The 15282-nt window shown below is 41.2% G+C and carries 15 protein-coding genes; 14 read left to right on the top strand and 1 reads right to left on the bottom strand.

Annotated elements, in window-relative coordinates:
* Positions 1–5: 5 nt before the first annotated feature.
* Both I2483_RS08970 and ychF read left to right on the top strand, forming a co-directional pair.
* Positions 6–203 (top strand): DUF951 family protein, encoded by a 198-nt coding sequence (locus I2483_RS08970; protein WP_186671897.1) that lies wholly within the window; start codon positions 6–8, stop codon positions 201–203.
* Between the two features lie 170 nt (positions 204–373).
* Positions 374–1474, top strand: a complete 1101-nt coding sequence (gene ychF, locus I2483_RS08965; RefSeq protein ID WP_207175425.1) for a redox-regulated ATPase YchF — start codon at positions 374–376, stop codon at positions 1472–1474.
* A gap of 97 nt (positions 1475–1571) precedes the next feature.
* On the opposite strand, the gene I2483_RS08960 is transcribed toward ychF, so the two are convergent.
* Positions 1572–2141 carry a DUF3267 domain-containing protein gene (locus I2483_RS08960; protein ID WP_218624913.1) on the bottom strand — a complete coding sequence of 190 codons (570 nt, stop codon included), beginning with the start codon at positions 2139–2141 and terminating at the stop codon, positions 1572–1574.
* A 148-nt stretch (positions 2142–2289) separates the two neighbouring features.
* Between I2483_RS08960 and rpsF the strand changes: the two genes are divergently transcribed.
* From rpsF to I2483_RS08900, 12 genes are all read left to right on the top strand, one after another.
* The gene (rpsF, locus tag I2483_RS08955) at positions 2290–2577 is read left to right on the top strand and encodes a 30S ribosomal protein S6 (protein WP_186671901.1); all 288 of its coding nucleotides are present in this window, start codon (positions 2290–2292) and stop codon (positions 2575–2577) included.
* Between the two features lie 59 nt (positions 2578–2636).
* Complete coding sequence (gene ssb / locus I2483_RS08950) at positions 2637–3182, top strand: single-stranded DNA-binding protein (protein ID WP_186671903.1); 546 nt, start codon at positions 2637–2639, stop codon at positions 3180–3182.
* Positions 3183–3350: 168 nt separating this feature from the next.
* The gene (gene rpsR / locus I2483_RS08945) at positions 3351–3587 is read left to right on the top strand and encodes a 30S ribosomal protein S18 (protein WP_067204122.1); all 237 of its coding nucleotides are present in this window, start codon (positions 3351–3353) and stop codon (positions 3585–3587) included.
* A gap of 202 nt (positions 3588–3789) precedes the next feature.
* Positions 3790–4728, top strand: a complete 939-nt coding sequence (locus I2483_RS08940) for a YybS family protein (RefSeq protein WP_207175423.1) — start codon at positions 3790–3792, stop codon at positions 4726–4728.
* Between the two features lie 12 nt (positions 4729–4740).
* Complete coding sequence (locus tag I2483_RS08935; protein ID WP_207175422.1) at positions 4741–6717, top strand: DHH family phosphoesterase; 1977 nt, start codon at positions 4741–4743, stop codon at positions 6715–6717.
* Entirely contained in the window at positions 6717–7166 is a 450-nt protein-coding gene (gene rplI, locus I2483_RS08930; RefSeq protein ID WP_207175421.1) for a 50S ribosomal protein L9, read from the top strand. The genes I2483_RS08935 and rplI overlap by 1 nt, the downstream gene beginning before the upstream one ends.
* 15 nt (positions 7167–7181) lie before the next feature.
* Positions 7182–8537 carry a replicative DNA helicase gene (gene dnaB / locus I2483_RS08925; protein WP_207175420.1) on the top strand — a complete coding sequence of 452 codons (1356 nt, stop codon included), beginning with the start codon at positions 7182–7184 and terminating at the stop codon, positions 8535–8537.
* Positions 8538–8918: 381 nt separating this feature from the next.
* Positions 8919–10391, top strand: coding sequence for a M23 family metallopeptidase (locus tag I2483_RS08920; protein ID WP_207175419.1), 1473 nt, complete (start codon positions 8919–8921; stop codon positions 10389–10391).
* Between the two features lie 225 nt (positions 10392–10616).
* On the top strand, positions 10617–11327 hold the full coding sequence (yycF, locus tag I2483_RS08915; protein ID WP_207175418.1) for a response regulator YycF: 711 nt from the start codon (positions 10617–10619) through the stop codon (positions 11325–11327).
* A 5-nt stretch (positions 11328–11332) separates the two neighbouring features.
* Positions 11333–13162 carry a cell wall metabolism sensor histidine kinase WalK gene (gene walK / locus I2483_RS08910; protein WP_207175417.1) on the top strand — a complete coding sequence of 610 codons (1830 nt, stop codon included), beginning with the start codon at positions 11333–11335 and terminating at the stop codon, positions 13160–13162.
* Entirely contained in the window at positions 13153–14475 is a 1323-nt protein-coding gene (locus I2483_RS08905; RefSeq protein WP_207175416.1) for a YycH family regulatory protein, read from the top strand. Before walK ends, I2483_RS08905 begins: the two co-directional genes overlap by 10 nt.
* The gene (locus tag I2483_RS08900) at positions 14462–15274 is read left to right on the top strand and encodes a two-component system regulatory protein YycI (protein ID WP_207175415.1); all 813 of its coding nucleotides are present in this window, start codon (positions 14462–14464) and stop codon (positions 15272–15274) included. The genes I2483_RS08905 and I2483_RS08900 overlap by 14 nt, the downstream gene beginning before the upstream one ends.
* The last annotated feature ends 8 nt before the right edge of the window (positions 15275–15282 follow it).

The following is a 15282-nucleotide window of genomic DNA, read 5'->3' as shown; positions in this document are numbered from 1 at the left end:
TATAGGTGACGGAAAAACTATTCGGATTGAACGACGTTGTAGAAATGAAAAAACAACATCCATGCGGGACAAACTCTTGGAAAATTATTCGAATGGGAGCGGATGTTAGAATAAAGTGTGAAGGATGCAGTCACAGCGTCATGATTCCACGCAATGAATTTGCCAAGAAGATGAAAAAAGTACTTGTTAAAGCAGAAATGTAATTTATTAAAACATTCATGATGTTGGTTTGCGTGATGTAGGGCATGCAGTGAACTTAGGTTGCATTCCACTAGCGGATGGACAACTAGGCCTGCTGTCCTTATAATGGAAGAGTTGCATATAGAATGTATGAGTGAATGAATGAACATATAAATGAAAGGTTGTGGAACGAATGGCATTAACAGCTGGAATCGTCGGTCTACCAAACGTAGGTAAATCTACACTATTCAATGCGATTACAAAAGCGGGGGCGGAGGCGGCAAACTATCCGTTCTGTACAATTGATCCGAACATCGGAATCGTTGAAGTACCTGATGAAAGACTAGATAAACTGACAGAACTAGTAGTACCTAAAAAGACAGTACCGACTGCATTTGAATTTACTGATATCGCTGGAATCGTTGAAGGAGCAAGCAAAGGCGAAGGGCTTGGGAACAAGTTCCTTATGCACATCCGTGAAGTGGATGCAATCTGTCAAGTTGTCCGTTGCTTCGTAGACGAAAATATTACACATGTGGCTGGAAAAGTCGATCCAATTGATGACATTGAAATTATCAATCTTGAATTGATCCTTGCAGATATGGAAGCTGTTGAAAAGCGCTTGGCACGTGTTACGAAAATGGTAAAACAGAAAGATAAAGTGGCAATTGCAGAAGAGCCAATCTTGATTAAATTAAGAGAAGCATTCGAAAACGAAAAACCTGCACGTTCTGTTGAGTTTACTGATGAGGAATTTATCCTTGCAAAAGGGATGAACCTTCTGACGATTAAACCGATGCTCTATGTAGCAAACGTTGCGGAAGATGAAGTTGCAGATGCGGACAATAATGAGAATGTTAAAGCTGTCCGTGCGTTTGCAGAAAAAGATAATGCGCAAGTAATTGTTGTCTGTGCAAAAATTGAAGAAGAAATGGCTGAACTTGAAGATGATGAAAAGGCGATGTTCCTTGAAGAGTTGGGTATCAAGGAATCAGGTCTCGATCAACTTATTAAAGCATCTTATAAGCTTCTTGGCTTTGCAACATACTTCACGGCAGGCGTACAAGAAGTTCGTGCGTGGACATTCCGCAAAGGCATGAAAGCACCACAATGTGCTGGAATCATTCATACTGACTTCGAACGCGGTTTCATCCGTGCCGAAACGGTCGCGTATGATGACCTAGTTGCAACAGGATCAATGGCTGCTGCTAAAGAGGCAGGAAAAGTTCGTCTTGAAGGCAAGGAATATATTGTTAAAGACGGCGACGTTATGCTGTTCCGTTTTAACGTGTAACTTGATTCGGCAGAAGTCCGCAGTAGGTTAAGTTATGCCTGCGGCGAATTTAATAAAAAAGCGATTCCAGATTGTGTTACAATCTGGAATCGCTTTTTTAAATCTCCAACTCATTCAACTTTTCAGGGGAATAGACATAGAGCCTCGGCAATTCGGGGTCATCTTTCACAACCCAATCGTCGGGCAGTTCTTTCAACTCCTTATACATAGCGAAGTCACCAGCTGCCCCGCCTATTAATAAAGCAGACAGGCTCACTAGCAAACCACTTCCAATATAAAGACCAATGAAGGCTGGAACAATTCCTGTCATCCAAAAGGGAAGCAGTAGGGCTTTCCGGATAGCATGATTTGTCATAAGTTGGTCGGTTGTTGCATAGGCAATGCCCATTTTTAGATTGACTCCAACAATCATCTTTTTCCACGAAACGCCTCCAAATACACGGAAACCAAGCAGATGAAATAATTCATGAAGAATGATTAGTAGGAGATAGCCTACAATGAAAAAAACAACTGTCCAGACGTTGAGTGAAAATGAAAAGTCCCTTTCAATAATGATTTTAAGGACCCATAATAAAAGGAAAGCACTTGCAGTTATTATTAGGCTATTCTTAGCCACTTTTGGTAATTCAATCGCAATTATTTTGTCAGGTACAGGAAATCCATTCAATGAAAATCACCCCTATTCAAAAGTATACAAGAAAATAGTTGAAAGATGAATGAAACTGTGCTAATATATACTGATGTGAGTAATATATTTACTTACTCCTTGCCCGCTGACATCAGCAGGGCCCAAGTCCATAAGGAGGTGACTACAGATGAGAAAGTACGAAATTATGTACATTATCCGCCCAACAGTAGAAGATGAAGCGAAAAAAGCGTTGATTGAACGTTTTGACGAAGTTCTTCTTTCTAATGGTGCAGAAAACATCGAGTCGAAAGAGTGGGGCAAGCGTCGTCTTGCTTACGAAATCGACGATCTACGTGAAGGTTTCTATCAACTAATTAAGTTGAATTCAGAAACTAAAGCAATCGATGAATTTACACGTCTTGCGAACATCAACGAAGATATCATTCGTCATATGACTGTTCGTATTGAAGACTAATCCATATATAAATAATGAACAGGTGAAACTTACAAAATGATGAGGGAGGTTGAATTATAATGATTAACCGAGTTGTTTTAGTAGGGCGATTGACAAAAGATCCTGAACTCAAGTATACACAAACTGGTATTGCTGTGACACGTTTTACGTTAGCAGTAAACCGAGCTTTTCAAAGCGCTTCGGGCGAAAGAGAAGCTGATTTCGTTAGTTGTGTTGCTTGGAGAAAACAGGCTGAAAACGTTGCAAACTTCTTGAAAAAGGGAAGTCTTGTCGGAGTAGATGGCCGTATTCAGACGGGCAGCTTTGAAGGACAAGATGGAAAGCGTGTTTATACTACAGAAGTTGTAGCAGACAGCACGCAGTTTCTTGAACCGCGTAATGCATCTGGCGAAAATAGATCGGGAGCTGGCGGTGGGGCACCTTACCAAGGTTCTCAACAAAGCGAGCAACCGAGCTATCAGAATCAGCAGTCAAACCAACAATACCAACAATCGAATCAGCAATATCAACAGCCTAATCAGCAAAATTACACACGTACTGACGATGATCCATTCTCGACAGGTGGAGGTCCGATAGAAGTATCGGACGACGATCTGCCGTTCTAATGATCAACCCGTCATTATGAGGGTTTTGAGAAGCAAGCAGTGCTAGGAAACGAGTGAGTGAACACCGGAGCGTGCTTTGGCACGTGAGGATGTGAATGAGCGAAGTTGACAACGCAATGCGCCGCTTATCGAAAGCCGAATGATAATTAAGTAAGGAGGGGAAAAACTATGGCACCACGTCGTGGAGGAAAGAGACGCCGTAAGGTTTGTTATTTCACATCAAACAACATTACTAAAATCGATTATAAAGATACAGATATGCTTAAGAAATTTATTTCTGAGCGTGGAAAAATCTTGCCTCGCCGGGTAACTGGTACAAGCGCGAAGTATCAGCGTAAACTGACACTTGCAATCAAACGCTCACGTATCATGGCACTTCTTCCATTCAGTTCGGAAGAAAGATAATTTTATTTAGATAGACCGCCTCGTCAGACCGACACAACCGGTATGGGGGCGGTCTTTTTATTCGAACAAAAGAAGTACATATGTTCTTGGTTTGGTTTAAAAACAATAATCATGATACAATTGAAGCAACTATCCATAGTGATTTTAAGTTTAGGTATGGATAGAATTAGTCGTCCAACGAAAGACCGGAGGAATATATATTATGCAAGATAACGCAAGAAAAATTACGTACGGGGCAATGATGATTGCGTTATTTGCAATCTTGCTTGCAGTATCGTTATATACGCCATTTCTCGGGAATGTCACTATGTTCTTCATTCCGTTACCGATTATTTTGTACAGATTGAAATACGACCGGACCTCGTCACTACTTACATTGGCGACTGGCGTCGTGTTGTCACTACTAATCGGAGGCATTCTACTGGTGCCATTCGCTTTCGTCTACGGGGTTCTCGGATTCATTATTGGGGAAACCATTATGATGGGCAAATCAAAGTTATATATCTTCATGGCTTCTGGGCTCACCCTGCTTATTACTGGGATGGGTATTTATGTTGGAGCTGTCCTTTTCTTCGGATTTAATATGATTGACGAGTTAATGACGATTATGGGAGATACTAAAGAGCAGATGAAGTCGTTCATGGCTAACTACGGCGGCTTACCCGACGGCTATGATGAAGCAGTTACAACAACGTTCCAGATGTACGAATATACAATTCCATCTATCTTCATCATAAGTATTTTCATGTTAGCTTTCATTCTTCTCACGTTAAACCTTGGAGTTGCCAAGCGACTGGGATTTGAAGTACCCAAATTTCCGCCATTCCGGGAAATGAAGTTGCCAATGATTGCAGTGATCTTGTACGGGGCAATACTTCTTATTACGCTCTTTGCAGATGTGAAGCCGGGGACAAATCTATACCTGATTACCGTCAATGCGACTACCGTTTTAAGATTCTTGTTTCTATTGCAAGGTGTTTCACTTATCCATTACTATGTAAATGAAATGAAGTTACCGAAAGTAGCGACAGTTGTTGCCACGATTTTTGCATTAATGCTGGCCCCGATAACAACGATGCTTGGGATACTTGATACGGGAGTGAATATACGTGCCTGGCTTAGAAAAGACAAGTCGAAATAAGGGGGTGGAACAATGACGTCGTTTTTTAGAAAAAGGGCAATACGGTATCCGTTGACAGTATTGTCGATTCTGGGCATGATGGCGGCAGTGCTCCTGCTCTTATTCCAGTTTTGGGCCGGACTTCTTTTCTCCGTCTTATTTATGGTTGCAATGGGATTTGCATGGAAAATGGAAGAACAGACTTATATCGAAACAGAGAAACATATTGAGACGTTGTCGCACAGGGTGAAGAAAGTCGGAGAAGAAGCACTTCTTGAATTGCCGATTGGAATAATCCTCATAAATGAAAAAAACATTGTTGAGTGGGCAAATCCGTATGCAGCAAAAGTATTTGCACATCAGGAAACACTTATTGGCGATGATTTGTTCGATCTATCTGGACAATTTCATGCGATTTTAAAAAGTGAAAAAGTAGAGAACAATGTTTTGACGATTGGAGAACAGTCGTATAAGGTCTTTTATAAAGCAGAAGAGAAACTTATTTATTTATTTGATATTACGGAGCAACTAGTGATGGAGACTCTTTATTATGCAGACCGCACGGTTCTCGGTATTATTCTTGTAGATAATTATGATGAAGTATCTCAGGCGATGGATGATCAGACAAGAAGTCAGCTTAATTCCCTAGTGACCTCACTTATAAATAGCTGGGGAACAACGAATGGGATCTTTGTGAAACGAATTGCGACTGATCGTTTTCTGGCTGTATTTAACGAAGCTACATTGGCTGATTTGGAAAAAACAAAGTTCTCCATTTTAGATGACATTCGTGAAACAACTGCTAAGCAGAGTACGGCACTGACACTCAGTATTGGTGTGGGTGTGGGGTCTACTTCATTAATCGAGTTGGGTGAACTGGCACAGTCGAGTTTAGATCTTGTGCTCGGACGTGGTGGTGACCAAGTGGCCATTAAGCGTTCTGACGGGAAGTTGAAATTCTACGGAGGGAAAACGAACCCCGTTGAAAAAAGGACCCGTGTTCGTGCAAGAGTCATCTCACATGCTTTGCGAGATCTTATCCAAGGCAGTGATAAAGTATTTATCATGGGTCACAAAATGCCTGACATGGACGCAATCGGTGCAGCAATTGGTGTTCGGAAAATGGCCCGCAAGAATAATGTTGAGGGATATGTAGTCGTCAATTTCAATGAACTTGATGGAAGCGTAACACGGCTTATGGACGAAATTAGGCGTGATACGGATCTGTTCAATCAATTCATCACACCCGATGAGGCGCTCTCGATGATTACAGAGAAATCATTGATCATTGTTGTTGATACGCATAAGCCGAGTATGGTCATTGATGAACGAGTCATCGATAAAGCAGAAAAGGTTGTCGTCATCGATCACCATCGACGTGGAGAAGAGTTCATCAAGAACACGATGCTTGTCTACATGGAACCATACGCGTCATCCACTGCGGAGCTCGTTACCGAATTAATTGAATACCAACCGAAACAAGAAAAACTTACGATGCTCGAATCGACTGCCCTTCTCGCGGGTATAATTGTCGATACGAAAAGCTTCACACTGCGCACAGGGGCAAGGACATTTGAAGCAGCATCGTATTTACGAACCAATGGAGCAGATACAATACTAGTTCAGCGACTGTTAAAAGAGGATATCGCTACTTATGTCCTGCGATCTAAATTGATTGAAACCGTTGAATTGTTGGACTCGGGTATCGCCATTGCAAAAGGACAGGACCAAGTTGTTTATGGCGCAGTTTTGATAGCTCAAACGGCTGATATTCTTCTTACAATGCAAGGTGTTGCGGCTTCATTTGTCATTGCATGCCGTGCAGATGGTAAAATAGGAATAAGCGCCCGTTCTCTTGGTGAATTGAATGTTCAGCTTATCATGGAGGAACTTGGAGGCGGTGGCCATTTGACCAACGCTGCATGTCAACTCGATGTTGAATCGGTGGAAGAAGCAGTAGAAATGCTAACGGCTATATTGAATACAAAGGTAGAAAGGGGAAATTCATAATGAAAGTGATCTTATTGAAAGACGTAAAAAGTATTGGGGCAAAAGGTGATGTGAAAGAAGTATCTGTAGGGTATGCACAAAACTTCCTACTGAAAAACAATTTGGCGGTTGAAGCAACACCAGGTAATATCAGCAGACTTGAAGGCCAAAAAAATCGGGTTGCAAAAGATGCTGCTGAAGAATTGGCAGAAGCAAAAGTGCTAAAAGAACAAATTGACAAAATTACGGTTGAAATGAAAGCTAAATCAGGCGAAGGCGGAAGGCTATTTGGTTCAATTACAACAAAACAAATTGCTGAAGCATTAAATAAAACTGAGGGTATTAAAGTAGACCGTCGTAAAATGGAATTGCCGGATGCTATTCGCGCACTTGGCTTCACGAATGTTCCAATCAGGATTCACCCGGACGTGACAGCTACACTTAAAGTGCATGTAGTAGAAGAAGGATAAGGAGAGATTGGGTAGATGAATCAGATGATTGATCGCGTCCCACCACATAATAATGAAGCGGAGCAGGCGGTTATAGGAGCAATTTTCCTCGAACCGCAAGCGCTCATTACAGCGGCAGAACTTCTTATGCCAGAAGATTTCTACAGGATGGCGCATGAAAAAATCTTCCAAACGATGATAATTCTGAGTGACAAAGGTCAGGCAATTGACGTTGTCACGGTCACGGAAGAACTATCTGCCAAAAAAGAACTAGAAGATGTCGGCGGTATTTCGTATTTGATGGAAATTGCCAACTCGGTTCCAACAGCGGCAAACATTGTGCATTATGCACGTATCGTCGAAGAGAAAGCACTTCTACGACGTCTTATCCGTGTGGCTACTTCAATTGTTGAAGACGGCTATGCGCGGGAGGATGAAGTAGAAGCCCTCTTAGCCGAAGCAGAAAAGAAAATGATGGAAGTATCCAACCGGAAAAACGCCGGGGACTTTCGTCATATTAAAGACGTCCTCGTTGAAACATATGATAGTATTGAACTTCTTCATACGAAAAAAGGTGACGTTACAGGTATCCCAACAGGTTTCCGGGATTTAGATAAAATCACAGCCGGTTTTCAGCGCAACGACTTAATTATTGTGGCTGCACGTCCATCTGTAGGTAAAACGGCATTTGCATTAAACGTAGCACAAAACGTCGCGACGAAAACCGATGAAAACGTCGCTATCTTCAGTCTGGAGATGGGGGCAGAACAGCTTGTTATGCGGATGCTCTGTGCGGAAGGCAATATTGATGCACAGGTACTTCGGACAGGTGCCCTCGAGCCGGAAGACTGGCGTAAACTTACGATGGCAATGGGCAGCCTATCAAATGCTGGTATTTTCATCGATGACTCGCCAGGTATCCGTGTCAATGACATTCGTTCAAAATGCCGTCGTTTGCAACAGGAACACGGACTGGGCATGATAATGATTGACTATATGCAGTTAATTGCAGGGAGTGGGAGTAAGCCTGGTGAAAACCGCCAGCAGGAGGTTTCAGAAATTTCACGGTCGCTGAAATCACTCGCAAGGGAATTGAAAGTACCAGTAGTTGCATTGTCTCAGCTATCCCGTGGCGTTGAGCAACGCCAGGATAAGCGTCCGATGATGTCCGATCTCCGGGAATCAGGGAGTATTGAGCAAGATGCGGATATCGTTTCGTTCCTCTACCGTGAAGACTATTATGATAAAGAAACAGAAAATCAGAATATGATTGAAATTATTATAGCTAAACAACGGAATGGTCCAACGGGTACGGTAACTCTTGCCTTTGCAAAGGAATACAATAAATTTGTCAATATAGACTGGAGTCAGCACGAATCGCCGGACTATTAATAAAGTAAATCAACATCCTGTTTGCCCTAAATGTTCGGGCTTGCACGGGCGGTTAACCCCTACTTATTCTTTGCGTTTCTTTAAAGACTTGAAGTAGGGGTCTTACTGCCCGTTAATCCGGGATAATCACATCAAATAGAGAAAGACGTCTTATGATACCTGGGATTCCCGGTATACAAGACGTCTTTTTTTGTTGATAAACACACGATCATTTTATAACTAGTAGTTAATAAATGGATGCTATTCTACATTCTCATTACAAAGACCTAGAAAACTACAAGAATGGCATTGGATATGTTAAATTAGAGAGGCATGAAAAATTTGCACACTATAAATGATCTATATCAGTCTTCTGATTGAAATATGGAGGGAGTTTCATATATGTTTTTCAATAGAAATAAACAGGGCGAGACAAAAAAAGCATTACCAAAACTTATTCGTCCTTTCAAAAAGACTCAAAAAGTCCTTGTTATGACAGTAATGTTAGCGGGACTTGGGATAAATTCAGTTTTTGCGAATGAAGAGGAGAATAATAGCCTCTTGACTATATTCCATGTCTATTCAAAAGGGGAGTATGTCGGTGTTATAGCTGATCAAGAAAAGCTGGAAGAATTGAAAGAAGAAGAGCTACAAAAGGTGGCTTCCGAATTTAAGAATCTTCCGCTTACAATAGGAACAGATTTGTCAGTGATTCCAGAGCGGGTATTCACAGCAGAAACGGACGATGACATCGTCCTAGAAAAACTTCAAGGCACGCTGTCCGTAGAAGCGGAAGCAATAGGCGTTTCAATCGACGGAGAACTGGCATTCTACGTCGATGACATGAACACATATAACGAAGTGATTCGCGAGTTGAAATTACAATCCGTTTCTGAAAAGAAGCTTAATGAATTCGAAGCCCGCACCGCTACTACTGAATCAATACCCGCTTTGAAAGAAGATGAAACGCGTATCGTAAACATCTTAATAAGCGGTGAGATGCAGGCGGTACCGGGGAAAGTATCTCCAGAAGAGGTGAGAAGTACAAAAGAGGCCATGGTCCTTCTTAATAAGGGGACGCTTGAAGAGAAGAAGTATGTAGTACGTTCAGGTGATGTCCTTGGATCAATTGCTGCTGATCACAATATGGCAACGTCTAAATTGTTAGAACTAAATCCGGGCTTTACAGTAGATAAGCTTCTTAAGTTAGGCGACGAGCTTAACGTTACAGCAATTGAGCCGTATGTAGAAGTGGAAGTCCATTACGAAACGAAAACAAAAGAAGCAATTAAATACGCAACTCTAACTGAAGAAGATAGTTCCTTGTACAAAGGCGAAAAGAAAGTGACTAAGAAAGGTTCTGACGGGGAAAAAATTGTTACGGAACTTATTCGTAAACGAAACGGTCAGACGATAGGTAGGTCTGTTTCTGATGAAAGTATTATTGCTGAAGCAGTAGACAAGGTGACGATTGTCGGAACGAAAGTGATGCCTTCAAGAGGATCAGGTACATTCATTTGGCCTGCATCTGGAGGATATGTATCTAGTCAAATGGGTACTCGCTGGGGCAGGACGCATCAAGGTATTGATATCGCACGTCCATCTTCATATGGGATTGTAGCAGCAGATAATGGGGTTGTTACAACTACGGGAAGGCATAGCACATATGGCAATCGGGTTGTTATCACACATAACAATGGCTATGAAACCTTGTATGCACATCTCTCATCGATTGAGGTTAGCGTTGGACAAACTGTACCACAGGGAACGAAGATTGGTGTCATGGGGTCGACGGGTCGTTCTACGGGCGTCCATCTTCATTTTGAAGTATTCAAGAATGGTACTAATATAAACCCTATGAGCGTGCTAAGATAAATTGATAACCAGGGACGATACACATGTTGTATCGTCCCTTTTGTATCTTTTCGACACGATTCGAGGAATATTGCCCGGGAAATAGTGAGAGCTGTAGAGATAAAGAAATAGGTTCTATTTATCCTGCCTAGACTTGAAAGCAGAAAGGTGCGAATCGTCGGGAAGAATGATAGAGTAAAAGGACACTGACAGAGGCGCCAACAGGGCGAGATGGGGGAATAGAAAATGCAAAACAAAGTAATTTTAATTGTCGATGACGAAAAACCAATTGCCGATATACTTGAATTTAATCTAAAAAAAGAAGGTTTCACTGTTTTTTGTGCATACGATGGAGACGAAGCGCTTGAAAAGGTAGAGGAAGTTAAGCCAGATCTAGTACTTCTTGATATTATGCTTCCGAAGCGCGATGGTATGGAGGTATGCCGAGAAATTCGAAAGAAATATGACTTTCCGATTATAATGCTAACAGCGAAAGACTCGGAAATCGACAAAGTACTTGGCTTGGAACTTGGGGCGGATGATTACGTCACAAAACCATTTGGAACACGTGAGCTTATTGCGCGTGTCAAAGCAAATTTACGCCGTCATATGAAATCAGTTGAGGAAGAACAAGAAGGTGCTACAAATGACATTACAGTCGGCAACCTGATTATTCAGCCAGATGCTTACCTTGTTCTAAAAAGAGATCAAAAGATTGAACTGACACATAGGGAGTTTGAACTTCTTCACTATCTTTCGAAGCATATTGGACAAGTGATGACGCGAGAGCACCTCTTACAAACAGTATGGGGTTATGATTACTTTGGTGATGTACGAACTGTAGATGTGACAATCCGTCGTTTGCGTGAAAAGATCGAAGATGCACCAAGTAATCCTACGTGGATTGTGACAAGACGTGGCGTTGGTTATTACTTACGTGATCCGGAACAGGAGTAAAAGTCATGCGAAAAGTTGGTTTTTTTCGATCTATCCACGTTAAATTTGTCTTAATCTATGTGATGCTGATTCTAATTGCAATGGAAATAATCGGGCTTTATTTTGCGCGCGAGCTCGAACAGACCCTGAAAACAAATTTCACGACATCAATTGCTGATAGAATGAGTTTGGTTGAATTCAGTGTGCGTGAAGAAATGATGAAAAAACGAGCCGCGGACGACCCGATGACACTTGAAATGAGTCTTCGGGCCGTCCTTTCGAGTTTTAAATCGGAAGATATCAATGAAGTCCGGGTTATAAATGCTGGGAATATTATTCTTGCAACATCGGCCATAAATAATACATCCATGGTCGGACAGCGTTCGGCGGACGACATTGTGAGAAAATCAAATGCGTCGAATGCTCAATATGACATTATCAATCTGGACCGAAAAACAAGAAACCGAATATTGGTTCGTGCAACGCCGATAGTTGATGATAATAATGAAGTGATAGGCATACTTTATCTCGAGGCAAATATTGAAAAAGTGTTTAAACAAATCGATGAAGTAAATCGTATATTAGCCGGTGGGGTAGCTGTATCATTGTCTATTACAATTATTCTTGGAATATTAATCGCACAGACGATGACAAGACCAATATCTGATATGAGACGCCAAGCTCAAGCAATGGCGAAAGGGAATTTCTCGCGAAAAGTTCGTGTCTATGGGAATGACGAAATGGGGCAACTTGCAATCGCCTTCAACCATTTAACGAACCAATTGCAAGAATCTCAGTCATCAACTGAAAGTGAACGGCGGAAATTGGCTTCCGTATTGGAGAACATGACTGATGGTGTTATTGCAACTGATCGCAAAGGTCGCGTCAGCCTTATTAATGACTCTGCTCTTCTGATGCTAAGAATGACACGGGATTTGGTGTTAAACCGACCGATTTCTAGCATTCTCGGACTTGAGCAGGAATATGCATTTGAAGATTTAATCCAAGTCAAAGAGTCTATTGCACTCGATTTTAGCACGGAAGATCAGCCTTATATTTTACGAGCGAATTTTTCTGTTACACAAAGAGAAACTGGTTTTGTGAATGGCCTTATTGTTGTCTTACACGACAATACGGAACAAGAGAAAATCGATATGGAAAGACGTGAATTTGTATCCAATGTATCGCATGAATTGCGTACGCCACTGACAACGATGCGCAGTTACTTGGAGGCCCTTGCTGACGGAGCGTGGAAGAATGAGGAGATTGCACCATCCTTCCTTCACGTAACGCAGACTGAAACTGAGCGGATGATTCGACTTGTTAACGATTTGTTGAAGCTATCACGCATGGACAGTAGAGATTATGATTTGAATAAGGAATGGGTTGAATTCAATTACTTTTTCAAATCAATCATTGATCGATTTGAGTTTTCGAAGTCTCAGGAAGTCCAGTTTATACGTCTTCTTTCTACCACCGAACTGTTCGTTGAAATCGATACGGATAAGATGACTCAGGTGCTAGATAATATTATTTCAAATGCATTAAAATATTCACCGGATGGCGGAGATATCCGTTTTGGCATTACAATGTCCGAAGACTTTATTAAAGTAATGATTTCGGATGATGGTATGGGAATACCACAGGCAAATGTTAAACGGATTTTTGACAGATTTTATCGAGCAGACCGTGCAAGGTCCCGTGCGATGGGTGGTACAGGACTGGGTCTTGCAATTGCCCGTGAAATGATTGTGGCGCACGGCGGAGAAATATGGGCGGAAAGTGAAGAAGGAAAAGGGACGACAATATTCTTTACGTTGCCGTTTGAACTTCAGGAGGACGGTGAATGGGGTTGAAATATGTTGAAACTGTCAAATCGATTGTACTTTTCTTACTTGTGGCGCTCAGCATCATACTTACATTTTCTATTTGGACGTATTCACCACGTTATGAAACCATTGAGCAGTTCCCGCCCGTAGATATTTCTATAGGCGATAAAAAGAAAATTGATGAAATTATAAAACCATATAAAGTGGTATTTAACTTTGAAGATGCTTTAAAAGGAACGACTGATTCAGATAAAATTGACCGTATTATGGATAAGATAACGGACTGGAAAATAGCGGACATTACCGTGGTGGATGAAAATTTTACAGCAGAGGATATAAGCACATTGCTTCGGAAGCCTAACCGATTTACAGTATTCTTTCAAAGTGAAATCCCTTTGTCTGTCTATGACAGCGTTTTGACGATTGAAGAACCAACGCCCGAAATTTCATTTAACCAGATTGTGGTTGAGTGGAATTCAGACAATAATGCAATGACTGTTTACTTTGTGAGCAAAGTAAACAAGAAGCTTTATAGTGCAAGAGTAAAGGCGGAGGATTATCAAAGTCTCTATAACTCAATATTAACAAAGGGTCGAGAGTTTCAAGAGTTCAAAGAAGTTAAACCTAATAGTTCATCCTATCTCGTAGTCTCAGCAGAGCCTGTGGAAACGATTAAATACACGTTTCTGGAGGATGAAGTATCCATTAATAAATTTCGTGATGCATTGTTCAGTGATGCAAATGCAGTACGGAACAGCCAAGTGGGAGTTCATCATGAAGAACTTGCCGACGATCATGCATTGATGAATGTTTATTCGGAGAAGAAAACATTTAAATATGTTTCACCGAGTGCAGATAGCCGAGAGCTTGCAAATTCCTCAGAGTTACTTTTAGATACAATCAGCTTCGTTAATGAACATGGCGGATGGACAGACGAATTTAGATTTACGTACATGGACGCGAAGACACGATTTGTACGATTCCGGCTATTTTTGCATGGATTACCCGTCTATACAGATTCCAGCTCTTCTGCTGAAATTCTGCAAAAGTGGGGGAAAAATCGGATATATAGTTATGCCAGGCCTTACTATAGACTTAATTCTCAATATCCAGCAAAAACAGAAGTTGAACTTCTTCCACCAGGCACTGATATTGCTGAAAGGCTTAGGAAATCGGATATGTTGGACTTGGATGCTGTCGAGGAAATTACTCCGGGTTACTTTATGAAATATAAGCCAGGATTGTTCATCATGGAACCGGCGTGGTTTTATTTGATAAATGGCAATTGGAGCCGCTTTTCACCTGAAGGTTTAGGGGGTGAATTGATTGGATTGGAATAAGTCGAAAACAATATTCATTATTGTCTTTTCAATAGTAAACGTTTTCCTCTACTGGCTTTATTTGAACAAACTTACAGATGCACAAAATGTCCAGGTAATGGGGAAAACACCAATGGAAGAATTGCTGAAGATGGATAATATTACGTATGATGAACTGCCACCCTATAAAAATGATCCGTTTTATATGTCCGCAAGATCTATGATATTTACAGACGAGAAGATAGATAAACTTGAAAATCAAATAGTCGAGATTTCGGACGAAACATATCTTCAATCAGAATTGAATGATCCAGTCAGTGTGCTGAATGAGAAAGGCGATTTTGATTTTACGGAAGTTCTTTCAAAGTACGTATTAAACGGTGCTGAGTACGAACTATGGGACGTGAATGAAGAGACGCAGCAAGCATTACTTTTTCAGAAAGTGAAGGACAATCCCATTTATTTCAGTCGTAATGCGATGCTGACATTGCATTGGAATGACAAGGGAGAAGTAACAAACTACGAGCAAAGTATGCTGGAAGAGTCCGGCACATTTAATCGTAAAAAAGATCTTCTTTCTCCTATAGAGGCAATCGGTAATTTGTACTCACGTGGGTACTTGAAACAAGGTTCCAAAGTAAAGTATATGAAGCTCGGTTATTCGACACATGTTCAAGTATCGGAAACCCAAGTGTTTGCTCCGACATGGCATGTGCGTGTAGAATTAAAGGATGGAGTAATAGAAGATTACTTCATCAATGCAATTGAAGGTATGATTATAGAATTCCAGCATGAGTCGCCAGAAGAAGATAATGAATAAGGGGTTTT

This window comes from Sporosarcina sp. E16_3 (assembly GCF_017347125.1).
In the GTDB taxonomy this organism is placed as follows: domain Bacteria; phylum Bacillota; class Bacilli; order Bacillales_A; family Planococcaceae; genus Sporosarcina.
The sequence above is the reverse complement of the archived record's forward strand: the minus strand, read 5'-3'. Positions and strand labels throughout refer to the sequence as shown.